Raw genomic sequence first — 25890 nt, forward strand, 5'->3', positions numbered from 1 at the left:
CTCCTTTTTCTCCGGTAGCCCTCGGATCAGTGCTCGGGGTGCTCCGACCCCGCGATGTAGACGGCGGTGAGGATCGTGAAGATGTAGGCCTGCAGCACGGCCACGAGGATCTCGAATGCCACGAGCGCGGTCCCGAGCGCGAACGAGAGCGCCGCGAACGGGATCGTGATGAGCTTCCACTGCAGGTACCAGGTCCCGACGAAGAAGATCGTCAGGATCAGGTGACCGGCGATCATGTTCGCCGCGAGCCGGACTGCCAGCGTCAGAGGCCGGACGAGGAACGTCGACACGAGCTCGATCGGCGTCACGAGGATGTAGATCAGCGTCGGAACCCCGGGCGGGAACAAGGAGCTCTTCAGGTAGCCACCGAACCCCTGCGCCCGGATGCCCGCGATGTTGTACACGAACCACACCAGCACGGCGAGGAAGGCCGGGATCGCCATCCGGGAGTTCACGGGGAACTGGATGAACGGCAGGATCCCGAAGATGTTGTTGACGAAGATGAAGAAGAACAGGGACGTCAGGAACGGCAGGTACTTCAACCCGCTGGGGCCCATCACCTCGAGCACGATCCCATTGCGGATGAACTCGACGACCGACTCCATCCCGTTCTGCAAGCCGGACGGGACGAGCTTGGGGCGACGGAAGGCGACGAAGAACAGCCCGACGACGATGATCGCCGACAGGACCATGTAGAGCATCACCCGGTTCGCGCAGTACGTGCCCTCGCCGATCAGGCACGGCGTCTCGAAGATCTCGGTTCCCGGCGGGCGGAACCCCTCGGGGGGGCGGACGTCGGTGGCGACCAGGCCGAAGAGCGACGTCAGCATCAACCGGCCTCCCGGGCAAGCCATCGAAGCGGCCGCCCGATCCGCCGCAGGGTCGGCGGGGATCTGCAACTGGGCGCCGACACCCCGGAGCATCAATCGGGCCTCGAAGGCCAGGAGCAGCAGGGTCGCGGGAACGGCCGCGAGACCGAAGGCGAGCGGTGAGAACCACGAGAAGAGCGTGAGGACGAACAGCACGCCCACCACGATCGCGAGCCGGACGACGAAACCTGCGAGAGCGACGACCTGTACGGTGGTGATCGAGATCGTCGATGCCCACGCAAGCGACCAGCCGTGGGCGGCGAAGTTCGCGAGGACCACGAGGATCCCGATCGCGGCCGATGCTCCGGCCCCGACGCGATCGCCCGGCGCGGCGATCAACCAGGCGAGTCCCGCGGCGAGGGGGACGGCGATCGCCCCGGGCACCATGGCCCGGCGCACCATCTCCCGTTCCGGTCGATCGGTCACTCGGTCGCCTTACTCACGTCCGTACCGCATGTACACGATGTAGATCGCGGTGCCCATCCCGAGCACCATCCCGATCGGCAGGAACAACCAGCGGAGGTCGAGCCAGAGGTCGAGCAGGAGCCCGATCCCGCCCCAGGCAGCGAGCCCGGCGATCAAGGTCCCGAGGATCCCCCACGCCTGATCGGCGCCCCGCCAAGCATCGCCTCGTTGCGTCTGTGCGGGCATCGGGCGGGAAGTATAGCGATGGCTCGAACATCCCGTCAAAGATCGAGGAGGGTTATCTCTGCAGGTCAGAGCCCATTTCGGACCGAGCTTGTGAAACGATTCACGAATAGGACGGAGCGAAGGACGGTTCCCCTCCGGAGGTGCCCGTCGTGGTCGGGTCGGTCAGGAGACGGGCCGCCTGCGCGAGGCGATCACCTGGAGCAGCGCGAGCAGGAGGCCCGCGGCGAACAGCAGCGTCCCCATCACGTTGACGGTCGGCGGCAACCCGATCTTCTGGGCTCCGAACACCCAGAGCGGGAACGTCGTATAGGTGCCCGAGACGAAGTTGGTGATCACGAAGTCGTCCAAGGACAGGACGAAGGCGAGCAGGAACCCGGCGATGATCCCCGGTGCGATCAGAGGCAGGGTCACCTTGAAGAACGCCGTCACCGGCGTCGCATACAGATCCTGCGCCGCGCTCTCGAGCGCGCGATCCAAGCCTTCGACCCGCGCACGAACCGTGACCGCGACGAATGCGATGCTGAACCCCACATGCGACACGAGTGTGCTCCCGAATCCGAGTGGCGCCCCGGACTGGACGAACATCGACAGCAGGGACGCGCCAAGAACGATCTCGGGCACCGCGATCGCGAGGAAGATCACGAACATCGTCAACGCACGACCACGGAAGGCATACCGACCCAGCGCCAGTCCGAACAGCGTCCCGAGGGCAGTGGCGATCAGGGCGGAGATCGGCGCGAGCTTCAACGAGTTCAGGAACGCGCTCTCCAGGGTGGGATCGGAGAAGACGTTCTTGTACCAATCGAGCGTGAACCCTTGGAAGTCCGCCGTCTGCCGCTCACCCGCGATGTTGTTGAACCCGTAGACGACCATCACGAGCACCGGCAACGTGAGATAGACGATCACCAGGGTCGTGTAGGTCGGCAGGACGAACCGCGTCCAGCGCTTCCGGGGAGCGCGCGCCGGCGGCGACTCACGCACCACGACGGTCGGAGCCTCGGCGACCGCGCTCATCCGACCGCACCCGCGAGCGAGGCGTCGTCGGTCCCGAGGATCCTCGCGTAGATGCTGGCGAGGATCAGCATCCCCAGCATCAGGATCGCGGACAGAGCGGCCGCCTCCGGATAGTCACGCTGGACGAGGAACTGATCCTGGATGATGTTCCCGATCATCGTCGTTCCCGGGCCACCGAGCACGGTCGAGTTGATGTAGTCGCCGGTCGCCGGAACGAAGGTGAGCAGGACGGCCGCGAAGATGCCGGGGATCGACAGGGGAAGCACGACCTTCCGGAACGCCGTCCACTTCGACGCGTAGAGATCCTTCGCGGCCTCGACGAGCCGCTTGTCGATCTGTTCGAGAGAGACGTACAGGGGCAAAGCGGTGAACGGCAGAAAGTTGTAGGTGATCCCGGCAACGACGGCCAGCGGTGTTGCCAATACCCGGAAGTCCTCGGGGATCCATCCGAGGTCCTTCAGCGGCCCGAAGATCAGCCCGGTGTCACCGAGTATGAACTTCCACTGCACGGTCCGGATCACGAACGAGACGAAGAAGGGCAAGAGGATCAGCAGCAGGATCGCGCCTTTGCGCCGCCCACCGTGGAACGCGATCCAGTACGTCATCGGATAGGCCACGAGCAACGCGATCGCCGTTGCGAGCCCGGCATAGGTCAGGGATCGGATGAACTGGGTGCTGTACTGGCTCAGGACCTCCGGATAGTTGCCCCAGTCACCGGGGAAGGTGTAGCTGTATCCACCCGACAGGGTCCCGCCCGTCTCGAGGGACGTGTACACCATGAGGGCGACCGGAAGCAGGAAGAACACGATGAGCCAGAACCCACCTGGCCCGAGCAGCCCGTACGCGACGGCGCGTTGACGACGGGCGAGGCGCCCGCCCCTGGTTCGGGCGAGCGCCTCGTCGGGCGCCGTGGATGTCGCCATCCGGACCCCGACCTAGCCCTCGGAGATGGGCAGGAAGATCGAATCCCACTCTTCCAGCTCTTCGTCCGTGGTCAGGTCGCGGGCGAACGAGGTCCGTTCGAGGAACTCGTCGCTCGGATACAGGTAGTTGCTCGTCCCGCTCTCCTCGAGTTGCCCCGCGTAGGCCTCGTCGCCGTCGGCGGCGACCTCTTCCGCGTGCTCGAGGATCAGATCCTGTGTCGCGGGAACCGGGGACATGTACAGCACCCATTCGGTCACCATCTGGGCGACCTCCGGCTGGTAGTAGAAATCCATCATCGTCATCGCGTCGAGAGGATTCGACGCGTTCGTCGGGATCAGCATGTTGTCGATCCAGAGCAGCGCCCCGCCCTCGGGGAAGACGAACTCCATCGGGTTGCCTTCCCAGATGTTGTAGTAGAGCACGTCGCCCGACCAGGCCATCGACGCGGCGAGGTTGCCCGCCTTGAGATCGTCCGCGTAGCCCTGATCGTAGTACTGACGCACCGTTCCCGAGTCGCGCTGCATCGTCAGCCAGTTGGCGGCCTCTTGCCACTCGGCCGGCGTCGAGCTGATCGGGTCGATCCCCAGGTTGATCATCACGAAGTCGGGCATGTCGGCTTTCAGCATGCCGACCGTTCCCTGACCGACCTTGGCGGGGTCGGCGAGATCGTCCATCTTGGTGATCGCGCCCCCCTTCACCTTGTCGGGGATGTACCCGATGCCGGTGAGCCCCGACTGCCACGCCATCGAGTACTTGTTGTCGGGGTCGAACGTCGGGTCCTTCGCCCATTTCGCGGCGTTCGCGTCGAAGTTCGGGCGCTTGCTCGGATCGAGCGGCCACACCCACTCGTTCTGCGTGAGCGCCGTGAACTCCCGGCCGTTCGTGATCACGATGATGTCGTACGCGGGGGTGTCGCCGTTGGCCAGGATCGGCTGGATCTCGCCGAAAAACGACGCGTTGTCGTTGATATCCACCGCGTAGGTCACGGCGATCCCCGTCTCCTCCTCGAACATCCGCAACGACGGGCTGTACCGCTCGCCCGTCTCCTGGTCCTTGGCGAAGTCCAGGTACAGCGGCCAGTTCGCGAACACGAGCTCGCCGTTCGGCTGCCCCGCGTAGATCGTCGCGGGATCGACACTCGTGTCGCCGCCGTTGCCGGCGGGGTCGCTCTCGTCTCCACCACACGCGGCGAGGACGGCGGCCATGCTGACGGCGCCGGCGCCGGCTCCTGCGTACTTGAACAGGTCGCGCCGGGACAGCGCGCGCGAACCCGTCCGCGGCAGGGTGAGTCCCCGCATCAGTGCGGGGTCGATGCGCGGTCGCTTGCTCTGGCTCATTCGTCCTCCTCCTCCGCCGTCAGCGGTGCCGACGGCTTGACCACGAACGTGTGCTCCGGTCGCCACGTGAGCTGCACGCGGTCCCCGGGCCGGGGAACGGTTTCGGACCCCAGGTTCTGGACGTAGACGGTCATCTCGGTGCCGCCCGCGACATCGACCTTGTACTGATTGCTGACGCCGATGTAGGTCGACATCCGCAGCAGACCGGTGATCCCGTTGAGCGACCCATCGATCGACGCGCCGTTCTCCGGTGCGATCGTGATCTTCTCGGGTCGGACCCCGACCTTGACCTGGCTGCCCGCATCGTCGGGGACCCGCTCGCTCGGCACCGTGAAGCGGGCGCCTCCCGTGGCGAGCACCGTCGCGGTGCCGCCCTGGTTCTCCTTCAGTTCCCCTTCGAGCATGTTCGACGCCCCGAGGAACCCGGCGACGAACTCGGTACCGGGGTTCTCGTACACGACCTCGGGTTCACCGAGTTGCTCGATCTCCCCCAAGCGCATCACGGCGAGACGGTTGGACATCGTCATCGCCTCCTCCTGATCGTGCGTCACGTAGATGAAGGTGATGCCGACCTCTTGCTGGATCCGCTTGAGCTCGAGCTGCATCTGCTTGCGCAACTTCAGATCGAGGGCACCGAGCGGCTCGTCGAGCAGGAGCACCTTCGGATGGTTCACCAGCGCACGCGCGAGCGCGACCCGCTGCTGCTGGCCGCCGGACATCTGGGGGGGACGACGCTTGTCGAAGCCCTCGAGGTCGACGAGCTTCATGACCTCGGGGACCCGCTTGTCGATCTCTCCCTTGTCGACCTTCTGACGGCGGAGACCGAACGCGACGTTCTCGTACACATCCAGATGCGGGAACAGCGCATACGACTGGAAGACCGTGTTGACGTGACGCTTGTAGGGCGGGTCGTCGGTGACGTCCCGCCCGCCGAGGTACACGGTGCCGGCGGTGGGGTCCTCGAATCCCCCGATCATCCGCAGCGTGGTCGTCTTGCCGCACCCCGACGGACCCAGCAGGCTGAAGAACTCCCCCTCGCTGATGTCCAGTGAGAGGTCGTCCACCGCGAGCGTGTCACCGAACGCTTTCGTGACTCGTTCGAGGCGTACATCGATCTCTGCCACACGTGCCCCCTTGCCGACCGTGGGCAGGATTATGCCCCACGCCGGCCGCGATTATCACCCCTCGCGGGGTGCCTGCGCGCGACCACGGAACGGCACATCCTGCTCCCGCTGTTGATACGCCGCGGAGTTGCCCCGCGGATGGGGCCCCGGATCGGGGAGCGGCCTCCGGCTGCCTAGCGCGCCCGATCGCTCGGCGATGCCCCCGCCGGCTCCTGGTGGTCATCGGGTCCGCCGGGGTCCTCCGGCCGGTCCCCCGGGGGATCGGCGCCACCTCGGTCCGGCACCGCTCGCACCTCTGCCCGCCGGGCGAGCAGGCCCGGGAGCAGCGTTGCCAAGAACACCGCCAGCGCGCACGCCGCCACGACGAGGACGACGCCCCGGCCGTCGACGAACGCGACCGTGAGGGCGACCGCGGACAGCAGGGCGCTCCACAGGTACATCAGGAGCACCGTCTTCCGGTAGCCGTGCCCGATGTCCATCAACCGATGATGGATGTGCTCCTTGTCGGCATGCGCGAAGCTCCGGCGACGGCGAACCCGCCGGCCGATCGCCAGCGCCACGTCCAGCAACGGGATCGCGATCACGAGCAGGAAGAGGAAGACGGGCAGACCGATGATCGCGAGGTCTCCGGTGCCGGGTGCATAGGCGTCGCGACCGATGCCGAAGATCGTCGATACGGCGAGGAGCGTGCCCAGAAGCATCGCTCCCGAGTCGCCCATGAAGATCTTCGCGGGATGGAAGTTCCATGGGAGGAACCCGACGCAGACGCCCGCGGTGATCGCCGCCACGAGCGCGGCAGCGGACACATCGCCCCCGAACGCCGCGCCGGGCGATCGATACATGAAGATGAACAGTGCGATGGCGGCGATCGCCACCATCCCCGCGGCCAGGCCGTCGAGACCGTCGATCAGGTTCACCGCGTTGACCAGCAGGAGGACCCAGAGCACCGTCAGCAGCACCTGCAGATCGAACGACAGCGCCAGGAGCCCCTGACCCGGGAACAGGAAGTACTGCAAGGTCATCCCACCCAGGGCGAGCAGGCCCGCAACCAACACCTGCCCGGTGAGCTTCGACAGCGCGGAGATGTCCTTCACGTCGTCGATCGCGCCCACGCCCGCCGAAACGGTCGCCGCTCCGACGACCGCGGTCCATTGCATCGTCGAGCCGGCCAACCCGTCGAACGCGGGGAGCGTCCGGGCGACGAGCAGGCCGACGAGCAGGCCAGCGAACATCGCGAGACCTCCCATCGAGGGTGTAGGGCGCTCGTGCACCATCCGGTCGGCCGGCATCGCGATCGCTCCCACCCGCTGCGCGAGGCGCCGGACGACGGGAGTACCGACGAAGCAGACGATCGCGCTCGCGGCGAAGACCACCAGGTACGGCGTCAAGGGCCGACCGGTCACGCGCGGACCCCGTGCGTGCTCATGCCCTCCAGTGTGCGGGCGCACGCGGCCGGGGACAACTTCCGACCTCCGGTGCCGGCCGCGCGGCGATCGCCGACCGGATCAGTTCGGGTAGGCGGGGAACCTGCCCGTGAGCTCGGCGACCCGCTTGCGCTGGGCGTCCTTCACCGCCTCGTCGTCGAGGTTGCGAACGGTCTCGCCGATCACGTTCGCGATCTCGCGCGCCTCCGCCTCGTCCATCCCGAGGGTGGAGATCCCCGGCGTTCCGACACGGACACCACTCGGTGTGCCGGGAGGCATCGGGTCGAAGGGGATCGCGTTCTTGTTCAGGGCGATCCCGACCTCGTCGCACGCCTTCTCGGCCTCCTTGCCCCCGACGTCCAGCGGCCGCAGGTCGATCAGCGACAGGTGCGAATCCGTGCCTCCCGAGACGACCCGCATGCCCTCCTCGCCGAGCCCGGCTGCCAGGGCACGGGAGGTCCTGACGGTGCGAGCCGCGTAGTCCTTGAAGTCCGGGGAGGCGGCCTCCTTGAGAGCGACCGCCTTCCCCGCGATGCAGTGCTCCAGCGGGCCGCCCTGCATCATCGGAAACACGCCCTTGTCGATCGCCTTGGCGTGCTCGGCCTTACACAGGATCATGGCGCCCCGTGGACCCCGCAGCGCCTTGTGCGTTGTGAACGTGACGACATCGGCGTACGGAACCGGGCTCGGATACGCCTGTCCCGCGGTCAGGCCGATGAAGTGGGAGGCATCCACCCAGAGGATCGCCCCGACGGAGTCGGCGATCTCGCGGAACTTCGCGAAGTCGATATCCCGTGGATAGGCGGTGAAGCCGGCGAGGATCACCTTCGGGCGGTGTTGCTCGGCCAGGTCCGAGATCGTGTCCATGTCGAGCTGTTCGGTCTCCCGATCGACCTCGTAGGCGACGAAGTTGAACCACATGCCGGACACGTTCACGGGCGAGCCGTGCGTCAGGTGCCCACCGTGCGGGAGCGAGAGCCCGAGTACCTTGTCGTCGGAACGCGGATCGAGGAACGCGCCGAATACGGCCATGTTCGCCTGCGCCCCGGCGTGCGGTTGCACGTTCGCGTGGTCTGCGCCGAACAGCGCTTTCGCGCGATCGATCGCCAGCTGCTCGGTGATGTCGACGTACTGACACCCGCCGTAGTAGCGGCGTCCGGGGTAACCCTCCGCATACTTGTTGTTCATCGACGACCCGACGGCTGCCAGCACCGCGGGACTCGCGAAGTTCTCGGATGCGATCAAACGGATCGTGCTTCGTTCCCGCTGAAGCTCACCCGCGATCGCGTCCGCGACCTCCGGATCCGTTTCCTTCAAGGCATCCCAACTTGCCGCGTAGTCCTTCATAGTTCCCCCCGCTCGATCGCGGCGATCTGTTCGATCCGCCGCTCGTGGCGTCCTCCGTCGAAGGACGTGGACAACCACACCTGGACGATCTCCTCGGCAAGGGTCGCCGCCACGATCCGGGCGCCGATCCCGAGCACGTTCGCGTCGTTATGTTGACGCGAGAGCCGCGCCGTATACAAATCGTTGCAGAGGCTCGCCCGGATCCCGGGCACCTTGTTGGCCACGATCTGCTCACCCTGCCCCGATCCCCCGAGCACGATCCCCCGGTCGGCCCCACCCTCGGCGACCTGCCGCGCCGTGCGGACGCAGTAGATCGGGTAGTCGGTCGTCTCCTCCGAGTTTGTGCCCTGGTCGAGCACCTCGTGATCCTCCGCTTCGAGGAAGGCCATCAGGTGCTGTTTCAAGGCGAAGCCCGCGTGGTCGGAGCCGAGCGCGATCTTCACGATGTCCCCTGCGTCAGGGATCCGGCGCCGCGTCCGGTTTCCGCGACGGCCCCGAACATCGCGTCGACGAGGCGCTGGGTCCAGTCGCGGAGCTCCCAGGCGATCGCGCGGTAGCTCTCGAGGGGCATCCCGAGTGGGTCGACGACGTCCTCATCGTGGGGGTTGCCCGCGAAGCCCGTCGCTCGGAGCCCCTCGGCGTCTTCGACCCGTCGCGAGAGGGCCTCGGCCCCCACCGGGCCGGGCAGGGGACGGAGTCCTTCGAGCAAGCGCACGAGCTCCTTCAGGGTGAACGTCTTTCCCTCCGCGTCCGGCATCGATCGCGCGATCGCCTCGACGTGCTCACGCGCCATGCCGATCACGAGATCCACCTCACCGACGTGCTCGGGCAAGAGCACCCGGCCTCGATGGGAAGAGATATCGACTCCGAGCTCCTTCGCCGCCTCCACCGACTCGGCCATCGCCCCGGAGTCCTCCCAGCCGGTCGTGCCGGCGGAGGAGACCTGCGGGGCGTCGTCGCCGAAGCGCTCCCGCAGCGCCGCGCGGAGGAAACCCTCGGCGACCGGGGATCGACAGACGTTGCCGGTGCAGATGACCAGGATCGAGGCCATGGGGACGGACCCGGAGTCTAGCAGCGGCGCCACACCCGACCGACCCGGGCCGAACCCGGCAGCGCCGGGATCAGCCGTTGAGCAGTGCGGCGAGGCGCTCGGGATCGAACGTGCCTGCGCGGAGCACCGTGGGCTTGCCGTGGGCGAGATCGACGACGGTCGAGGCCGACACCGCCGAGCGCCCCCGGTCGCACAGGTACGCGGCCACCTCGTCCCCGAAGACGTCGTGAACCTCCGAACACGTCCGGGGCGTGGGCCGCCCGGAACGGTTCGCACTGCTCACCGCGAGCGGCCCGCTCCGGTGGAGAACCGCCCGGCAGGCGGGATGATCGGGGATGCGCAGGCCCACGGTCTCGGCGTCGCCCCCCAGATCCCATCCGAGGGCCGCGGGCGATCGCCGCAGCACGAGGGTGACCGTTCCGGGCCACACGCTGCCCACGAGCCGCTCGGCCACGGCGTCGAACACGCCGACCCTCCGGGCTTGCTCCTCGGAGGCCACGAGCACCGGCAGCGTGCGGGCTCGGTCTCGCGCCTTCGCGGTGAAGATCTTGCCGGTCGCGCTCCCGTCATCGGGCCGGGCCGCGATCCCGTACACGGTGTCGGTCGCGAGCACGACGAGCTCTCCCGAGAGGGCGGCCCGCACCGATGCGGTGATCGCGTCCCAGTCGAGCCCGTCGGACGGCGTCGGCTCCCCCTCCCCCGAACCGGAGTCGAACGGATCCAACGGCGTGCTCACCGGCGCCGTCCGAGGACGAAGCGGGGACGCCCGGCGAGGTCGTCGCGGACGACCACGTCGGCGAAGTGTCGCTGCAGAGCGGTCGTCACCGTGTCGGCCTGCTCCTCCCCGATCTCGAGCGCGATCCCTCCTCCGGGGCGCAGCCACGCGGCTGCCTCGTCGGCAAGCGTCGCGATCTGATCCGGACCCCCGAGCAGCGCGAGGGGCGGATCCGCGCGCACCTCGACCGGGAGCTCGGTCACCGAGGCCGTCTCCACGTAGGGGGGATTGCTCACGACGAGGTCGACCCGGCCCTGCAGCGCCGGATCCACGGGTTCGAACCGATCGCCCCCGACCACCTCGAGCTCGAGCCCGAGCACTCGCGCGTTCTCCCTCGCCAGATCCACCGCCTCGGGGGCCAGGTCGGTAGCCACTATCCGCGCATCCGGGCGCTCCACCGCGATCGCGAGGGCGATCGCCCCGGTTCCCGTCCCGACGTCGACGGCGACGGGCGCCTCGACGCCCTCCACGAGGCTCAGCGCGTGGTCGACGAGCGACTCGGTCTCGGGTCGTGGGACGAACACACCGGCCCGGACCGCCAGGTCGAGCGACCGGAAACGCTGGCTCCCGATCAGGAGCTGGACCGGTGTCCCGTCCGTACGCCGCTCGAGGAGATCGGTGAGCCGCTCCTCCTCCTCGCGGGACATCGGGGCGGTGCGCGTGGCGATCGTCGCGCGGTCGGATCCGAGCGTGTGACAGACGAGGAGGTCTGCCGTCGCATCGGCCTGATCGACACCGGACCGCTCGAGCTCGTCACGGACCCAGCGGCGCACCTCGCTGGGTCGTGCTCGAGGCGGCCGCCCCTCGGGCATCAGCCGGTGGTGCCGTCCGCGAGGCGGCGTGTTCGATCGGCGGCGACCAGGGCGTCGGCGAACCCGTCCAGATCCCCACCGAGCACGTCCTGGAGCTGATGGGACGTGACCTTGATGCGATGGTCGGTCACCCGGCTCTCCGGGAAGTTGTAGGTGCGGATCTTCTCCGCGCGCTCCCCCGTGCCGACCATGGATCGGCGCGTCTCCGCCTCCTCCTTCTGTCGCTCTTCGATCGCCTGCTGATACAGGCGCGCCCGCAGGTAGCGCATCGCCTTCTCCCGGTTCTGCAGCTGGGAACGTTCCTCTTGACACGAAACGACGATCCCGGTCGGCAGGTGGGTGATCCGTACCGCCGAGTCGGTCGTGTTGACCCCCTGGCCACCCGGACCGCTGGCGCGATAGACGTCGACCTTCAGGTCTTCGGAACGCACCTCGACATCGACCTCCTCGGCGACCGGCATCACCGCGACCGTGGCGGTCGATGTGTGGATCCGCCCGGCCGACTCGGTCGCAGGGACGCGCTGAACCCGGTGGACGCCCGACTCCCACTTCAGATGGGAATTGGCGTCGGCTCCCCGAACCTCGAGAACCACTTCCTTGAACCCTCCGACGTCCGAAGGCGAGCTCGACAGCACTTCGGTCTTCCACTTGTGAAGCTCCGCGTACCGTCGATACATCTCGAACAGGTCCCCGGCCCACAACGCGGCCTCCTGCCCTCCGGCGCCGGCGCGGATCTCGAGCAGCAGATCCCTCCCGTCGTCGGGATCCTTCGGGATCAGCGCGAGCTCGAGCTCCTCTCGGAGCGCACGCGCGGTCTCGTCGGCCCGCTCGGCTTCCTCCTTGAGATAGGCGACCATCTCCCGGTCGGCGTCCGCCTCGGCCAGCTCCCGTGCCTCGCCGGCCTGCTCGAGCGCCGCCCGGTAGGCGCGGTAGGGCTCGACGACGTCGCGGAGCTCGGAGAAGGTGCGACCGAGGTTTCGGAGCCGATCGGGATCTGCGGCAACGTCGGGAGCGGACATCTGCCGCTGGACGTCCTCGAACCGCTGCTCGATCTCGAGCAGGCGATCTTCGAAGTCGGTCGCGGCGTCGGAGGCCATGGAACCAGTATCCCCGCGCGCGCCGGCGTCGCCCGCCCGCGGCCGACGATGTCCTAGGAGCGGCGTTGCTCGCCCGGCGAATCCTCACCGAGGTTCAGGTCGAGGTCGCCGAGGTCGGTCAGGTTGAGATCGACGGTCTCCCCACTGCCGGACGACCAGAGATCCTCGTAGCGCGGATCGATCGGATCCGCACCGGACCCCGGAGCCGCGGACGACCCCGGCGCCGGCGAGGTGTCGGCTGGGGCGTCGGTCGATCCGCTCACCGTCGTGCTGGACGACGGCGAACCGGGAGAGACCGACGGCACCTGCGGCAGATCGACGGGCTCGTTGCGATCGATCGCGGTCTCGAGCTCGCGGGCGACCTCCAGCAGGCGGCCTTGCATCTCCTGCAGCTGACCGATCATGACCTCGCGACGCGAGGCGAGTCCCGAAAGGGCGCGATCCGCCTCTTCGCGGGCCCTGCTGAGCGCCTGCTCTCCTTCGGAGCGCGCCTGCTCGGCGCGAGCCTGCGCATCGGTACGAACACGATCCGCTTCGCCCCTGGCCTGCGCGAGGACCTTGGCGGACTCCTCCTTCGACTCGCGAAGGATCCGTTGCGCTTGCTCGTCGGCCGATCGAAGCAGCCCCGCCATGCGGGCACTGAGGTCCTCGTACGGATCGGCGTCACGGGACACCGTCGCGGGCTGGGCAGACGCCTGCGCGGGCGAGGACACGTCGGCGGACGCGGTCTCGGCCTGCATCCTCGCGTCTTTCAGGTCTTTCTCGAGCTTCTCGACCTGCCCGGCGATCTGTTCGAGGTAGTCACGGACCTGCTCGGGGTCGAATCCCCGGCGGACCGAAGCGAACATCCGGCGGCGGATCTGCTCGGCGCTCGGCGAGAGCGGAACATCGAGTTCAGTGGGTGTCATGCGGTCTCACCCCTCCTGGGGAAACGGGTCCGATGGGGTTCGAGCTGCAACTCTAGCTCCGCCCTCGGGGAATGCAACGACCTGCACCGGAGCCCCTCCCAAGCGCGCTCGAGCGGCGCACCCGGCCCTCAGCCGCGGTCGGGCGACCCCGCCGGTCCGCTCGCGGCGCCATCCGGGTCCGGGGATTGCTCCGACGGGGGTGGGGCCAGGCCCGGGGGCGGGTCGGGCGAGATCGATCCTGGGACCGGCACGCGACCGTCGACGGGTTCGGCTCCGCCACCTTCGCGGCGCAGGACCTCGTTGAACGAAGCGATCGCGACGTCGATCTGGTCGATCGTCGGCGGCTTCGTCGTGATCTTCTGCAACCATAGACCCGGCGTCATCAGGGCCTTCATCACCCAGGAGTTCGGGAAGCGCGCGCCGAGCCGGAGCATCTCGTAGGCGAACCCTGCGATCAACGGGATCGCGACGATCCGGGACAGGATCCGCCAGGGGATCGGCGGGCTGCCGAAGAAGGCGAAGACCAGGATCGTCAGGACCATCACGATCAGCAGGAAGTTCGTGCCGCAACGGACATGGAGCGTCGAGTAGCGATCGACGCGCTCGGGTTCGAGCGGCTCATCGTGCTCGTAGGCCGCGATCGTCTTGTGTTCAGCGCCGTGGAACTGGAACACGCGCCGGATGTCCTTCGTCTGCCCGATGATCAGGAGGTACCCGAGGAACAGCAACACGCGGAACACGCCCTCGGCCACACTCGTCCATACCCCCGACCCCACGCGATCGCCGACCCAGCCGAACAGGGCCGCGGGGAACGCGATGAACAATCCGAGGAACAACAGGATCGCGATGACCATCGAAAAACCCATCGCGGTCGACGACAGCTGGACCTCTTCGGGTGAGGACACGCGCGCGCTGATCATGAGCGCCCGGAATCCGATCCGCAGCGACTGCACGAGGACGATGATGCCGCGGAAGAACGGCTTGCCGAGGATCGGGCGCTTGGCGACGACGGACTCGATCGCGTGCGACTCGATGTACAGATCGCCCTCGGGCTTGCGCACGGCGATGGCCCAGATGTCGCGGCCGCGCATCATGACACCCTCGATCAGGGCCTGCCCACCGTAGAAGTGATCCTTCGGGGGTGGCGCGGTCGTTCCACCGAGCGGCCGGTCGGGCGAGTCGGTCATCGTCTGCGGGTCAGCCCTGCTCGCCGCCGGGATCCCCATCGGCGGTGTCGACCGCCGCGGGAGCGGTAGACGCAGATGACTGTTGCGCCTGTTGCTTGGCGTAGCGGCGCTGGAAGCGCTCGACGCGCCCGCCGGTATCAACCAGCTTCTGCTTGCCGGTGTAGAAGGGATGGCACTGCGAGCACAACTCGACGCGCAGTTCCTTGCCTTCGACGGTCGACCGCGTCTCGAACGTGTTCCCGCACGAACAGTGGACGACCGTCACGTGGTACTCGGGATGGATGCCCTGCTTCATCTCGTCTCGCTTCCTTCCCCGAAGAACATCCCCGATCAGGGCGCCTTCGCGATCTCCTTGAGGAACTGTTCGTTCGACTTCGTGGCACGGATCTTGTCGGTGAGCAACTCGATCGCCGCGGCGGGGTCCAGCGCGTGGAGGACACGACGGAGTCGCCACACGAGCGCGAGCTCTTCGGTTGCCATCAGGAGGTCCTCCTTGCGCGTTCCGGAGGCCTCGACGTTGATCGCGGGGAACAGCCGCTTCTCCGACAAGCTGCGGTCGAGCCGCAGTTCCATGTTGCCGGTGCCCTTGAACTCCTCGAAGATCACCTCGTCCATCCGCGAGCCCGTCTCGACCAGCGCGCTCGCGATGATCGTCAGCGAGCCGCCCTGCTCGATGTTGCGCGCCGCACCGAAGAATCGCTTCGGCGGATACAGGGCCGTCGAGTCCACACCACCGGACAGGATCTTTCCCGACGCCGGTGCCGCGAGGTTGTAAGCGCGCGCGAGCCGGGTGACCGAGTCGAGCAGGATCGCGACGTCCTTGCCCATCTCGGCGAGGCGCTTGGCCCGCTCGAGGACCAGTTCCGTCACCTGGATGTGCTGATCGGCCGGCTTGTCGAAGGTGGAGTAGACGACCTCCGCGGCCTCGACGGTTCGCTGCCAGTCGGTGACCTCCTCGGGGCGCTCGTCCACGAGGAGGACGATCACGTGGGTCTCGGGGTCGGACTCGATGATCCCGTTCGCGATCTGCTTGAGCACGGTCGTCTTCCCCGCCTTCGGGGGCGAGACGACCATGCCGCGCTGGCCCTTCCCGATCGGCGCGACCATGTCCATGATGCGACCGGTCACCTCGGTCGGGCCCGTCTCGAGCCGGAATCGCTCCTCGGGGAACAGCGGCGTGAGCTTCTCGAACGCGGCACGCTGCTTCGCGGCCTCCGGCTCGAGCTCGTTCACGCTCTCGATCCGGAGCAGCGCCGAGTACTTCTCTCCGTCCTTCGGGCGCCGCACCGCGCCGACGACCGTGTCGCCCTTGCGGAGCGCGAATCGACGGACCTGCGAGACCGAGACGTAGATGTCCTCCGATCCCGGGAGGTACCCGGAGGTCCGCAGGAACCCGTACCCCTCGGGGAGGATGTCGAGCAGACCGGTCGCGATCGGTGCGTTCTGGAGCTCTTCCTCGCGGTCCTCTTGCTCACGGGCTCGCCGCTGCTCGCGCTGGCGCCGGCGATCCTCACGTGAGCGGCGTCGGCGCTCGTTCCCACCGCCCTGCCCGGCCTGCGCGCCTTGACCGCCGCCCTGGCCGCCCTGCTGGTTCCGGTCGCTGCCGCCTCGGTTGCGATCGCCGCGGTCGTTGCGGGTGCCACGATCACGATCACGGTCGCGTCCACCCCGCCCCCGGTCGTCGCCGCGATCGCCGTCTCGGTTCTCGCTCGTGTCCGACGGACCTTCGTCGATGTCCTCGGGCGGCCGGCGGCCGGCGTCCGACGTGTCGTTGTCGGTCTCGACCTCGCCGTTCGTGGACGCCGCGCGGGTCGTCGCCGGCCGCGAATCCGCGGTGGGCCCGTTGCCGGCAGCGTCGCTCGCACCGCCCCGTTCGGCGATGATCGCGTCGATCAGGCCCGCCTTGCGCAGCCGCTGATGCCCCTGGATGCCGAGGGTGCCGGCGATCTTCTGGAGCTCCGGAAGGACCTTGCCCTCCAGTGCTGCGCGATCGGTCGTTGCGTCCATCTCAGGACTCTCCCTTCAGTTCCTGCTGAAGCTTCGCCCAGTCCGACCCGAACCGCTGGAGTCCGATGTCGGTGAGCGGATGCTTCACCAGCTTGGTGAAGACGTCGTAGGGCATCGTCGCGATGTCGGCGCCCGCGCTCGCCGCATCGACGATGTGCATCGGATGGCGCAGGGACGCCGCGAGGACGTTCGTGTCGTAGCCCTGCACGGCGTAGATGTCGCAGATCTGGCGCAACGCGTGCATCCCGTCGCTGGCTGAATCGTCGATCCGGCCGAGGAACGGCGACACGATGTAGGCGCCGATCTCCGCCGCGAGGATCGCTTGCGCGGGCGAGAAGACGAGCGTCACGTTGACCCGGATCCCCCCGTCGGTGAGCCGGCGCCCGGCCTCGAGACCCGCGGGGGTCATCGGGACCTTCACGATCGCGTTGTCACCCTTCGCGGCGAGTTCGACACCCTGGTCGTACATCGGACCCGCCTCGGTCTCGGTGGTCTCGAGGGAGACGTCTCCCTTGACCTCCTCGAGGATCTGCTTCCAGACCGTGTCGGGATCCTCCTTCTCGGCCCCGACGAGGGTCGGGTTCGTCGTCACGCCGGAGAGCACTCCCCAGCGGTTGATCTCGCGGATCTCTTCGATCGACGCGGTGTCGAGGAACAGCCTCATGCCGGATCCCTTTCCTTGTGCCGGACCTGTGGTTCTCGGTTCCCATCCTCCGGTCGCTCCTGTGCCGGTTCCGGGGCCGGCGGACGGAACCGATCCTGCGGATCGGTTGTGCGACCTGCCGCTTCCTGCGACCCGGGGACTCCTCGTGTCGAGCTCGAGGTCTCGCCGGAGATCGCCCGAGGCTGCGCGGATCCCGCGTCGTCGCCTCGAACCTGTACCGCTCGCTCGGTTGTCCGACGCATGATGAGGTCGGTGACCGCCGCGAGGGACCGATCGAAATTGTAGTTGGGGATAACGGGAACCCCGTGCGAGAGTGCCTGGCTCTTCACGTACCGCTGGAGCCGGCGGATGTTCTCGAAGCTGGAAAGGTACCTGTTGGAGGGGCGCATCGTCACGTCCATCGACCGGGCGTCGAAGTGGCTCCTGTGCACCTCCTCGTCCTCGACCGTGATGATCACGGGCACGGCGAGGATCCGTTCGGTCCGGGATGCCAGGTCGAAGAAACCGGGTACGACGTGCGCTCCCTCGATCACGAGGCTCGTTCCCTCCACCGCGGCACGGTCGAGCAACGCCTCGATCCCGACCGACACCGCCGACGTCTGTTCGCGGAATCCGACCACCACCGCGTCCGAACCACCCTTGGGCGGCTCGCGGAGCGCCGCGTCCGCTTCGAAGGAGGACGTGTACAGCGTCGGCATCAGCTCGCGAGAGAACAAAGCCCGCATCACTTCGCGGATCGAGTCGGTGGCCTCCACGCGAACGATGCCGAGGCGCGCCGCCAGCTGCGTCGCGATCGTCGACTTGCCGACGCCGGTCGCCCCACCGATCAGCACGACGAGCGGGATGTCGAGGGCCTCGACCTGCCGCCAGCTGCGGTAGTTCGCGGCGTACCGCTCGCCCGCAACGTCCGAGATCACCTCGACGCAGACGGCGTCGAGCTCGTCACTCGTGACGGCGGGAACCCCCAGTCCGTGGAGCCGTTGCTCGACGGACTCGGCGACCTGGTAGGCGCGAACGGGCGACAACCCGGTCACCATGACCTGGGACGCCATCAGCCCCTTCGAGTAGGGCAGGCCGTGCTCCCGGTCGGAGATCAGGATGTGGGACGCGCGCCCTTCCGCCGGATGGTTCGCAGCCGACGTTCCCTGCGGTGTCGATCGTCCTTCGTTCATGAGCGTTGCTTCCTGTCCACAGCGCGCGATCCGGCGCTCTCGATCGTTTCGCGCAGCGCCGTCGTCACGTCCGAGTCTCCATCGACGGCGACCGCACGGTTGTCCACGAACTGGACCTCAGCCCCCCGTGCGCGTGCGTGCTCGCATGCAACGTCCACGGCGGCGGCTTTCAACTCGGTGAGTAGCACCTCGAAGTCTGATGCTCCGTCCAGGTCCTCCACCAGCCCGGCCCGATCGGCCAGACGAGCGCTGTATCCCACCACTCGGCATCCGTGCTCGGCACCGAGCCGTTCCGCTTGCCTGGCTGCCGCGGGCCCGGAGGCTGTGGTGGTGAGGAACACGTCCCGCCCCCGCACGTCGCCCAATGGGACCGGCCGGAAGTCGGTGACGATGATGGGAAGGTCGTCGCCACGGATCCGTCGGACATGGGAGCGCAGCGCGGAGAGGGAACCGAACCCGTCGTTCGGGTTCTCCACCATCGTAAAGAAAACGAGGTCCGACAACAAGAGGCGCAACGGCCCGAGATATCCTCCGAGCACCTCCTCGGGGGCCCCACCGGGCACGACGAGCACACCGGCATCCCAGGGCACCGGCGGCATCGCAGAGCCGCTGCCCTCGAGCACGAGCAGGTGGGGGTCCCGACGCATCGCGATCTCGACCGCGGGCCGTACGTTCGAGACGAAGGGACGTCCCCCGAGCCCTCCCCCGGCCCTGCGCGCCCCGACGGTGGTGACCCCCGAGGTCAACGCATCCTCGAGGTAGTCCGAGGCCGCGTGACGCCCGGACCGAACCAGGTCCAGGAGCAGCTCCACGGTGACCGATCCCCGCTCCGCGACCTGCGGGTCGGTGGGACCGCCCCGCCCCATCGCGATCACGACCGGATCCAGACCCAGCGCGTCGGCCTCCCGGGCCATCGCACCCGCGATCGCGGTCTTCCCGCTTCGCTTCCCGGTGCCGATCACCGCCACGCTCGCAACCGGCAGCGGCGGGCCCTCGATCGGAGGATCGAGCCGGAAATCCGCCCCGACGTAGGCAACACCCGCAGCGAGCGCGACCGCCGCCAGCTCCATCCGCTCTCGCGATCCGAGGACGGGCTCGTCGGACAGATCCAGGATCCCGTCGGGGCGATGCCGAGAGATCGCGGCGCGGAGCCCGTCGCCGAGCGGAGCTCCTGCGAGCACCTCGACCTCGACTTCGCCGAGATCGGGCACCTGGCCCGGCTGGACCTTCTCGGTGCCACCGAGCAGCAGCGCGGCGAGCACGTCGTAACCGAGGGCGCCGGCCGTGGCCAAGCCCCAACGGGTCACCGGCGGATAGTGCTCACCGTCAACGAGCGCGAGGACGCGCATGTTCTCTCCTCACGAGGCGTGGCCTGCCCGCGGGACGGATCAGTCGCCGGCGGGCTGGGTGGCGGCGCGCTGCACCGGAGCCTCGATCTCCCGGTGGAACTGGGCGCCGGTCGATGGCGAGAAGTGCGCGATCACGCGCCCGCCGCCGAACGGCTGTCGCCGCCAGATCTTGACCTCGTCCTCCTCGAACTCCAGGACGTTGTACGCCGGCTTGGTGTGGCCGCGCAGACGGAGCGATGCCACCGTGCCCGCGTTCGCGACGAACATGTCCTCCAGCTTCCAGACGTAGGGGACGTGCTTATGGCCCGAGAGAACGACCTGTACGCCTGAGGCGATCAGCACCTCCAGAAGATCCCCCGCATCGGCAACGGTGCTGCGCTCCCGTCCCGTGCCGGGGATCGGCAGCAGGTGGTGATGGAGCGCGAAGACCTTGAGCGCGGCCGGCGCGTCGAAACGCTCGCGGATCCACTCGTACCGCTCGCGCCCCACATGCCCCTCGTTCAGATCGGGTTCACTGGAGTCCACACCGACGATGCGCACCCCGGCCACGTCGACCCCCCAGTAGCGGGACCCCACGAGCTCCTCGAAGTGCAGGTACCCGACGTTGCGCGCATCGTGGTTGCCGAGGATCGTGTGGACCGGCGCCTCTATCCGCTCGCGGTACGCGAGCCAGCTCTTGTACTCCTGCCGATAGCCCTCGTTGGTCAGGTCGCCCGTGCAGACGACCGCCTCAGGCGCCAGCTCGTTGAGCTCGGCGATCACGCGGTTCATCAGGTTCGGCACGAAGTAGGGAGAGCCGACGTGCGGGTCGGAGATGTGGGCGATCGTGACCACGTCTCTAGTCTAGTCGGCCCATCCGAGCAGCCGGTTGAGGACTCGTGCGGGCCCGCGGCGCGGGCACGAGGCCCGTGCCGGATCAGACCCGAGGCCTGCCGGCGCCGTACCCGGCCCGCATCCCACCGTCGACGACGAGTTGAGTGCCGTTGACGAAGGCGGCCTCGTCACCGGCGAGGTAAACGGCGGCAGCGGCGACATCGCTGGCGGACCCGATCCGGCCCACGGGAGGGAGCGGCCAGGATGCGCTGTCTTCCTGCCCGTAGCGCTCGCCGGGAGGCGCCATGTGCCGCATCCCCGGTTCGATGTCGCCGGGACAGATCGCGTTGGACCGCACGCCCTCCGGACCGCCTTCGATCGCCAGGACGTTGGACAGCATGCTCACCGCAGCCTTCGAGATCGAATACACGCCGACCGCAGGCTCGCCGAGGATCGCCGCGTCCGAGGAGATGTGGATCATCGAGCCGCCACGATCACGCAGATGGGGGAACGCCGCCCGCGCGTAGAGGAAGCATCCCCGAACGTTCACGGCCATGACCGCATCGAAGTCGGCGACGGGCGTGTTCAGCGTCGAGGCGCCGACCCCGATCCCCGCATTGTTCACGAGGATGTCGAGGCCTCCGAGCGTTCGCACCGCGTCGGCAACCGACGCGTCGACGTCGGCCACCACCGCGGCATCCGCGCGCAGGAATCGCGCGAACCCGATCTTCGAGAACGCGGCCTCGGCGCGCTCGCCGAGCGCGGGGTCGCGGCCCGTGAACACGACCCGCGCCCCCTCGGTGAGGAATCGCTCGCAGATCGCAGCACCCAGGCCGGTCGTCCCGCCGGTCACGAGCGCGGTCTTGGCCTCCAAGCGTTCCATGCGTCGGTTCCTCCGTCTTCCTTCGCGTTGACCCTGCCGTGATCGTCCGACCGTGGGACGATACCGCCCTCGTGTCCTTCCTCGACCTCGCACTGCTCGGTGTGCTCCTGCTTGCGGCGCTGCTCGGGTTCCGTCGGGGAGCCGTCCTCCAACTCTTCACCTACGGCGGCCTGCTCCTCGGACTGATCGCCGGCGCGGCGCTCGCACCGCTGACCGCGGGGACCACGACCGACCCGGCCGGCGGCGCCGGGATCGCCGTCACGACGCTGCTGATCGCCGGGGCGATCGGCGACCTCGTCGGCTGGATCGTCGGTGGATGGGTGCGTTCGAAGGCGCACGGGACCGTGCTCGGTCGCGCGGATCGTGCCGGGGGGTCTTTCGTCGCGGTGATCGCCGTGGTTCTCGCGATCTGGGTCGTCGCACTGAACCTCGTGAACGGTCCCCTGCCGCTCGTGGCGAGTGAGATCCGTCGCTCGGCGGTCGTCCGATCGATCGACGAGTTGCTGCCCGATCCACCGTCGCTGCTGACCCAGACCCAGCGCTGGTTCAACTCCCTCGGTTTCCCGGACGTGTTCTCCGGGATCCCCCCGGTCCCCTCGGGGCCTGTCTCCGACCCTCCTCCCGGGGTCGCCGGTCGCGCGCTCCGTGCCGCCGACGAGAGCACCGTGCGCGTGGTCGGCGAAGCGTGTGAACTCGTGCTGTCCGGTTCCGGGTTCGTCGCAGGGGACGGCCTCGTGGTGACGAACGCTCACGTGGTCGCAGGAGAGCGCTCACCCCGCGTCGAGACCTCTGCGGGAACGCACGCGGCGACGCCCGTGGTGTTCGATCCACGGCTCGATCTCGCGATCCTCCGCGTCGCCTCCCGTCCGGGTCCCGTCCTCGACCTGACCACACGGGTCGCGCGCCGCTCGGACGGAGGCGCCGTCGTCGGCTATCCGGGCGGCGGAGACCTCCAGGCCGAACCGGCCGCGGTGCGCGGGTCGATCGAGGCCGTGGGCCCCGATCTGTACGGGCAGGGACGGGTACGGCGATCGCTCCTCGAGCTGCAGACCTCCGTGGTGCCGGGCAACTCCGGCGGTCCGTTCGTCCTTGGCGACGGGCAGGTGGCGGGCGTCGTGGTGTCGGCTTCGACGACCGACGAGGATCTCGGCTACGCGGTTGCCGCGGAGGAAGTCCGTCCGCTCGTGGAGCGCGCCGCCACCCGCACGGCGGCGGTCTCGACGGGTCCCTGCTTGCGGTGAGCCGGGGAGCTCACTCCTCCATCACGACGCGAACCGAGCCCTCACGGTTCAGCAACGAGAACGAGGTGATCTCCCCTTCGCGCCGGAACACCAGCGAGAGACGGCTGTCGCCGACCCGGAGGTTGCGCAGTTCCACCTGATTCAACCACGCCGGAAGGTGCGGCTGGTTCACGGTGAGGACGTTCCGGTCGGCTCGCGCGGAGATCCCGAGCATCGCCTGCAGCATCAGGAACGGCGAGCCCGCGGCCCAGGCTTGGGGCGAGCACGCCACGGGGTAGCTCACCGGGCGGTTCGGTGTTCGGCGGGTGAACCCGCAGAACAGCTCCGGCAGGCGCAGGTAGTCGGCATGGATCGCCGCGTCGAACAGCGCGGTCGCCACGCGGTTGGTCGAGCGCGCGAAGCCGTAGCGCTTCAACCCCGCGGCGATCAACGCGTTGTCGTGGGGCCAGACCGATCCGTTGTGGTAGCTCATCGGGTTGTAGGCGGCCGCCGCCTTGCTCATCGTGCGGATGCCCCATCCGGAGAACATGTCCGGTGCGAGCAGCCGCTTCGCCACAGCGGCCGCCTTGTCAGGTTCGATCACGTCGCAGTAGAGACCGTGGCCCGGGTTCGACAGGATCGTTCGAACGGGCCGCTTGTCACCGTCGAGGGCCCCGACGAAGAACCGCTCGTCCTCCATCCAGAACGCCTCGTTGAACCGCCGCTTCAGATCCATCGCCTGGGTGCGCATGCGCTCGGCCTTGTCGGGCTCACCCAGCGTGTCGTAGACATCGGCCATCCGCTGTTTCGCGAGGTAGACGTACCCCTGGACCTCGACGAGAGCGATCGGTGTCTCCGCGAGGCGTCCGTCGGCGTGGACGACCGCGTCGAACGAGTCCTTCCAGCCCTGATTCCGGATCCCCCGAGACGACCGCGTCCGGTACTCGACGAAACCGTCGCCGTCCAGGTCTCCGTAGTCGTCGATCCAAGCGAGAGCCGCCTCTGCCGCGGGAAGGAGCTCTTCGGCGAACGCGCGGTCTCCCGTCCATCGGAGGTGTTGGGCGTACACGATCAGGAACCACGGGGTGGAATCGACCGAGCCGAAGTACGGCGTGTGCGGGATCTGCCCCGATCGAGCGAGCTCCCCCTTGCGGACCTCGTGGAGGATCTTGCCCGGCTGTTCGTCGCGCCAGTCGTCGACGACGGTTCCCTGGTGCGCGGCGAGCTCGCGGAGCACCCGGCTCGCGAGTGATGGATTCACCATCAGCAGCTGGTGCGCGGTGATCAGCGAGTCCCGCCCGAAGAGCGAGACGTACCAGGGGATCCCGGCGGCGGGCGTGCCTCCCTCGTCTTCATCCGACAGCGAGCGCAGATCGCGCAGGCTCCGATCGAGGAGCTGGTCGAACAACTCGTTGTCCGTCACGATCTGCGTCGATTCCCGCTCCCAGTCCTCGTAGCTGCGCCGGAGCTCGTGCACCGCGACGTCGAACTCCATCGGTTCGGGCGCGGCCTCGCCGACGATCGGCTCCACGGTCATCCCGACGAGCTTGGTCTGGTACGGCCCGAGCTGGAGCCGGAACTCCACGTGCGCGACATCTCCCTCGATCTCGATCACGTCGGGAGGCGATGCGAAGGCGACGCGGGTTCGACGTTGGATGTCGTCGACGCCCAGGTACCGGAACTCCACGGCTCCGTCGTCGACGCGGACGGGCTCGTCGACGCCGCGGCGGTCCCGGGGGATGCCTCGGACGTCGAAGATGTCGGCGAAGTCGGCGGCGAAGTCGAATCGCAGATCGATCCGCACGGCGTGCGGGTTGTAGTTCTTCACCCGGACGCGCTCGTACAGGCGTCCGTTGATCGCGCGGATCCGGCGGATGTTCAGCGTTTGCTGGCGGACCGCGATCTCGTCGCCCTCGTACAGGTCCGGGTTCGTGAGATCCACGTAGGACATGTAGCCGCGCTCGGACGAGGACGACAGCAGCACCGGATCGCGTCCCGACAACGACATGTGGAACAGCGACAGGAACCGCGTGTCTCCGTCGTAGAGGCCGAGCCCGTAATCGTCGCCGTGATCGAGGTTCCCCTCGAGGTCGCAATAGAGGAAGGTATCGCCCTCCTTCACCGCGAGCGTCTTCGAGGCGAGGTCGGTGACCAGGATCGGGTGCGCGCTCGGTGAGGAGTCCGCCCGTTCGGCGGCGGTCTGCTCTCGGGGGGGCTCTGGCGCTGCGCTCATGGGGTTCGTCGTCGGGGCGCAGCAACGACATGTTCCTCGCGCCCCCGCGAGTCTAGGGAGCGATCCGGGCCTTGTTCAACGGCATCCGGAAAGCCCTTCGTTGCGTTCCTCCCACACCATCGACCGGTCTCGGCCGGACCTGACCTCAGTTCCGGTCGACCTCGTAGCCGATCGGCCGGACCTCGGGATCGAGGATCCGCCATCCCCCCGGTGGGTTCGGGACCGACCGCGCTTCGGATCGGAACGCCAGCAGGGCAGGACCGGCCCCTGAGACGCATACGGGAACGCCCGCCCTCTGCAGCGATCCGAACACCGCCGCAACCTCGGGCACGAGTTCGAGCCGTGCCTGCTGATGGAGCCGGTCCACGAGCGCCGCGCCGAGGAGCGACGGATCCCGGGTGAGCGCCACGACCGCGAGGGCCGTGTGCTGCAGGTTCGCGACGGCATCGCCTCGAGAGACCTCGGGAGACAGGGCGCGCCGGGCCCGATCGGTCGGCAGACGCTCGGTCTGCGGGATCAGGACGACCGGACGGAGGAACGGGTGCGGATCGAGCCGGACCACCGTGTGGGATCCCCCCTCGTCGCCGACCGCGATCGTCAGTCCACCGTGAACGGCGGCGGCGGCGTTGTCGGGATGACCTTCGAACGCGCTCGCCAGAGCGAAGACGCTGGCCGGGTCGGCCGGGACCGAGCCGCGGATCTCGTGGGCCAGCACGATGCCCGCGACCGCCGCTGCCGACGATGATCCGAGGCCCCGCTCGAGGGGGATCCGGTTCGTCCCGTGGAGGGAGAACCCGGGCGTCGTCCCGTCTCCGAGCTCTGCGGCGGCGAACGCGATCGCGCGGCTGACCATGTCCGAGCCGTCGGTGGGCAGCTCGCCGGCGCCCTCCCCCTCCCACGTGACGCTCGGATCCGAGCCCGCCGTGTCGAGCGTGACCTCGTTGCAGAGCTCGAGGGCCAGACCCAGGCAGTCGAAACCGGGACCGAGGTTCGCCGACGTCGCCGGGACCCGTACCGTGATCCGCATCG

25 protein-coding genes are annotated in these 25890 nt (G+C 68.3%); 1 reads left to right on the forward strand and 24 read right to left on the reverse strand.

Going from position 1 to position 25890, the window contains the following annotated elements:
• Positions 1-26 precede the first annotated feature (26 nt).
• From atpB to WEF05_08110, 22 genes are all read right to left on the reverse strand, one after another.
• The gene (gene atpB / locus WEF05_08005; protein ID MEX1101824.1) at positions 27-1295 is read right to left on the reverse strand and encodes a F0F1 ATP synthase subunit A; all 1269 of its coding nucleotides are present in this window, start codon (positions 1293-1295) and stop codon (positions 27-29) included.
• A 9-nt stretch (positions 1296-1304) separates the two neighbouring features.
• Entirely contained in the window at positions 1305-1520 is a 216-nt protein-coding gene (locus WEF05_08010; protein MEX1101825.1) for a hypothetical protein, read from the reverse strand.
• Positions 1521-1682: 162 nt separating this feature from the next.
• Complete coding sequence (locus WEF05_08015; protein ID MEX1101826.1) at positions 1683-2534, reverse strand: ABC transporter permease; 852 nt, start codon at positions 2532-2534, stop codon at positions 1683-1685.
• Positions 2531-3457, reverse strand: coding sequence for an ABC transporter permease (locus WEF05_08020; GenBank protein MEX1101827.1), 927 nt, complete (start codon positions 3455-3457; stop codon positions 2531-2533). The genes WEF05_08015 and WEF05_08020 overlap by 4 nt, the downstream gene beginning before the upstream one ends.
• 12 nt (positions 3458-3469) lie before the next feature.
• Complete coding sequence (locus WEF05_08025) at positions 3470-4795, reverse strand: spermidine/putrescine ABC transporter substrate-binding protein (GenBank protein ID MEX1101828.1); 1326 nt, start codon at positions 4793-4795, stop codon at positions 3470-3472.
• On the reverse strand, positions 4792-5919 hold the full coding sequence (locus WEF05_08030; GenBank protein ID MEX1101829.1) for an ABC transporter ATP-binding protein: 1128 nt from the start codon (positions 5917-5919) through the stop codon (positions 4792-4794). Before WEF05_08030 ends, WEF05_08025 begins: the two co-directional genes overlap by 4 nt.
• A gap of 173 nt (positions 5920-6092) precedes the next feature.
• Positions 6093-7322, reverse strand: a complete 1230-nt coding sequence (locus WEF05_08035) for an MraY family glycosyltransferase (protein MEX1101830.1) — start codon at positions 7320-7322, stop codon at positions 6093-6095.
• Between the two features lie 102 nt (positions 7323-7424).
• Positions 7425-8690, reverse strand: a complete 1266-nt coding sequence (gene glyA / locus WEF05_08040; GenBank protein MEX1101831.1) for a serine hydroxymethyltransferase — start codon at positions 8688-8690, stop codon at positions 7425-7427.
• A complete protein-coding gene (rpiB, locus tag WEF05_08045; protein ID MEX1101832.1) occupies positions 8687-9133 on the reverse strand; it encodes a ribose 5-phosphate isomerase B in 447 nt (148 codons plus the stop codon). Before rpiB ends, glyA begins: the two co-directional genes overlap by 4 nt.
• Positions 9130-9741 carry a hypothetical protein gene (locus tag WEF05_08050; protein MEX1101833.1) on the reverse strand — a complete coding sequence of 204 codons (612 nt, stop codon included), beginning with the start codon at positions 9739-9741 and terminating at the stop codon, positions 9130-9132. The genes rpiB and WEF05_08050 overlap by 4 nt, the downstream gene beginning before the upstream one ends.
• Positions 9742-9811: 70 nt before the next feature.
• A complete protein-coding gene (locus WEF05_08055) occupies positions 9812-10477 on the reverse strand; it encodes an L-threonylcarbamoyladenylate synthase (protein MEX1101834.1) in 666 nt (221 codons plus the stop codon).
• On the reverse strand, positions 10474-11289 hold the full coding sequence (gene prmC, locus WEF05_08060) for a peptide chain release factor N(5)-glutamine methyltransferase (protein ID MEX1101835.1): 816 nt from the start codon (positions 11287-11289) through the stop codon (positions 10474-10476). The genes WEF05_08055 and prmC overlap by 4 nt, the downstream gene beginning before the upstream one ends.
• Before the next feature lie 38 nt (positions 11290-11327).
• Complete coding sequence (prfA, locus tag WEF05_08065) at positions 11328-12425, reverse strand: peptide chain release factor 1 (protein ID MEX1101836.1); 1098 nt, start codon at positions 12423-12425, stop codon at positions 11328-11330.
• 53 nt (positions 12426-12478) lie between these two features.
• Positions 12479-13333, reverse strand: a complete 855-nt coding sequence (locus tag WEF05_08070; protein MEX1101837.1) for a DivIVA domain-containing protein — start codon at positions 13331-13333, stop codon at positions 12479-12481.
• A 128-nt stretch (positions 13334-13461) separates the two neighbouring features.
• A complete protein-coding gene (locus WEF05_08075) occupies positions 13462-14520 on the reverse strand; it encodes a DUF1385 domain-containing protein (GenBank protein MEX1101838.1) in 1059 nt (352 codons plus the stop codon).
• Between the two features lie 10 nt (positions 14521-14530).
• Positions 14531-14815, reverse strand: a complete 285-nt coding sequence (rpmE, locus tag WEF05_08080; protein ID MEX1101839.1) for a 50S ribosomal protein L31 — start codon at positions 14813-14815, stop codon at positions 14531-14533.
• A 35-nt stretch (positions 14816-14850) separates the two neighbouring features.
• Positions 14851-16527, reverse strand: coding sequence for a transcription termination factor Rho (rho, locus tag WEF05_08085; GenBank protein MEX1101840.1), 1677 nt, complete (start codon positions 16525-16527; stop codon positions 14851-14853).
• A gap of 1 nt (position 16528) precedes the next feature.
• Positions 16529-17191, reverse strand: coding sequence for a fructose-6-phosphate aldolase (fsa, locus tag WEF05_08090; GenBank protein ID MEX1101841.1), 663 nt, complete (start codon positions 17189-17191; stop codon positions 16529-16531).
• Positions 17188-18363, reverse strand: coding sequence for a 2-phosphoglycerate kinase (locus WEF05_08095; GenBank protein MEX1101842.1), 1176 nt, complete (start codon positions 18361-18363; stop codon positions 17188-17190). Before WEF05_08095 ends, fsa begins: the two co-directional genes overlap by 4 nt.
• Positions 18360-19712, reverse strand: a complete 1353-nt coding sequence (locus WEF05_08100; GenBank protein ID MEX1101843.1) for a 2,3-diphosphoglycerate synthetase — start codon at positions 19710-19712, stop codon at positions 18360-18362. The genes WEF05_08095 and WEF05_08100 overlap by 4 nt, the downstream gene beginning before the upstream one ends.
• Positions 19713-19751: 39 nt before the next feature.
• A complete protein-coding gene (locus tag WEF05_08105; GenBank protein ID MEX1101844.1) occupies positions 19752-20546 on the reverse strand; it encodes a metallophosphoesterase in 795 nt (264 codons plus the stop codon).
• An 82-nt stretch (positions 20547-20628) separates the two neighbouring features.
• Positions 20629-21408, reverse strand: a complete 780-nt coding sequence (locus tag WEF05_08110) for an SDR family oxidoreductase (GenBank protein MEX1101845.1) — start codon at positions 21406-21408, stop codon at positions 20629-20631.
• A 71-nt stretch (positions 21409-21479) separates the two neighbouring features.
• Here WEF05_08110 and WEF05_08115 point away from each other — a divergent pair, with 71 nt between their 5' ends.
• Positions 21480-22649, forward strand: a complete 1170-nt coding sequence (locus WEF05_08115; protein ID MEX1101846.1) for a MarP family serine protease — start codon at positions 21480-21482, stop codon at positions 22647-22649.
• Positions 22650-22659: 10 nt separating this feature from the next.
• Here the strand turns inward: WEF05_08115 and WEF05_08120 are convergent, their stop codons facing one another.
• The gene (locus WEF05_08120) at positions 22660-24861 is read right to left on the reverse strand and encodes a glycogen debranching N-terminal domain-containing protein (protein MEX1101847.1); all 2202 of its coding nucleotides are present in this window, start codon (positions 24859-24861) and stop codon (positions 22660-22662) included.
• Between the two features lie 145 nt (positions 24862-25006).
• On the reverse strand, positions 25007-25888 hold the full coding sequence (gene thrB / locus WEF05_08125) for a homoserine kinase (protein ID MEX1101848.1): 882 nt from the start codon (positions 25886-25888) through the stop codon (positions 25007-25009).
• Positions 25889-25890 lie beyond the last annotated feature (2 nt).

It is taken from the genome of Actinomycetota bacterium (assembly GCA_040881665.1).
Classification (GTDB): domain Bacteria; phylum Actinomycetota; class UBA4738; order UBA4738; family HRBIN12; genus JBBDWR01.

Excerpts from the sequence above, each read along its gene's own strand:
- prfA (MEX1101836.1), bottom strand. The coding sequence starts at position 12,425 with ATGGCCTCCGACGCCGCGACCGACTTCGAAGATCGCCTGCTCGAGATC.
- WEF05_08010 (MEX1101825.1), bottom strand. The coding sequence starts at position 1,520 with ATGCCCGCACAGACGCAACGAGGCGATGCTTGGCGGGGCGCCGATCAG.
- fsa (MEX1101841.1), bottom strand. The coding sequence starts at position 17,191 with ATGAGGCTGTTCCTCGACACCGCGTCGATCGAAGAGATCCGCGAGATC.
- WEF05_08100 (MEX1101843.1), bottom strand. The coding sequence starts at position 19,712 with ATGCGCGTCCTCGCGCTCGTTGACGGTGAGCACTATCCGCCGGTGACC.
- thrB (MEX1101848.1), bottom strand. The coding sequence starts at position 25,888 with ATGCGGATCACGGTACGGGTCCCGGCGACGTCGGCGAACCTCGGTCCC.
- WEF05_08025 (MEX1101828.1), bottom strand. The coding sequence starts at position 4,795 with ATGAGCCAGAGCAAGCGACCGCGCATCGACCCCGCACTGATGCGGGGA.
- WEF05_08070 (MEX1101837.1), bottom strand. The coding sequence starts at position 13,333 with ATGACACCCACTGAACTCGATGTTCCGCTCTCGCCGAGCGCCGAGCAG.
- rpmE (MEX1101839.1), bottom strand. The coding sequence starts at position 14,815 with ATGAAGCAGGGCATCCATCCCGAGTACCACGTGACGGTCGTCCACTGT.
- WEF05_08095 (MEX1101842.1), bottom strand. The coding sequence starts at position 18,363 with ATGAACGAAGGACGATCGACACCGCAGGGAACGTCGGCTGCGAACCAT.
- glyA (MEX1101831.1), bottom strand. The coding sequence starts at position 8,690 with ATGAAGGACTACGCGGCAAGTTGGGATGCCTTGAAGGAAACGGATCCG.
- WEF05_08020 (MEX1101827.1), bottom strand. The coding sequence starts at position 3,457 with ATGGCGACATCCACGGCGCCCGACGAGGCGCTCGCCCGAACCAGGGGC.
- WEF05_08120 (MEX1101847.1), bottom strand. The coding sequence starts at position 24,861 with ATGAGCGCAGCGCCAGAGCCCCCCCGAGAGCAGACCGCCGCCGAACGG.
- WEF05_08110 (MEX1101845.1), bottom strand. The coding sequence starts at position 21,408 with ATGGAACGCTTGGAGGCCAAGACCGCGCTCGTGACCGGCGGGACGACC.
- rho (MEX1101840.1), bottom strand. The coding sequence starts at position 16,527 with ATGGACGCAACGACCGATCGCGCAGCACTGGAGGGCAAGGTCCTTCCG.
- WEF05_08050 (MEX1101833.1), bottom strand. The coding sequence starts at position 9,741 with ATGGCCTCGATCCTGGTCATCTGCACCGGCAACGTCTGTCGATCCCCG.
- WEF05_08075 (MEX1101838.1), bottom strand. The coding sequence starts at position 14,520 with ATGACCGACTCGCCCGACCGGCCGCTCGGTGGAACGACCGCGCCACCC.
- WEF05_08015 (MEX1101826.1), bottom strand. The coding sequence starts at position 2,534 with ATGAGCGCGGTCGCCGAGGCTCCGACCGTCGTGGTGCGTGAGTCGCCG.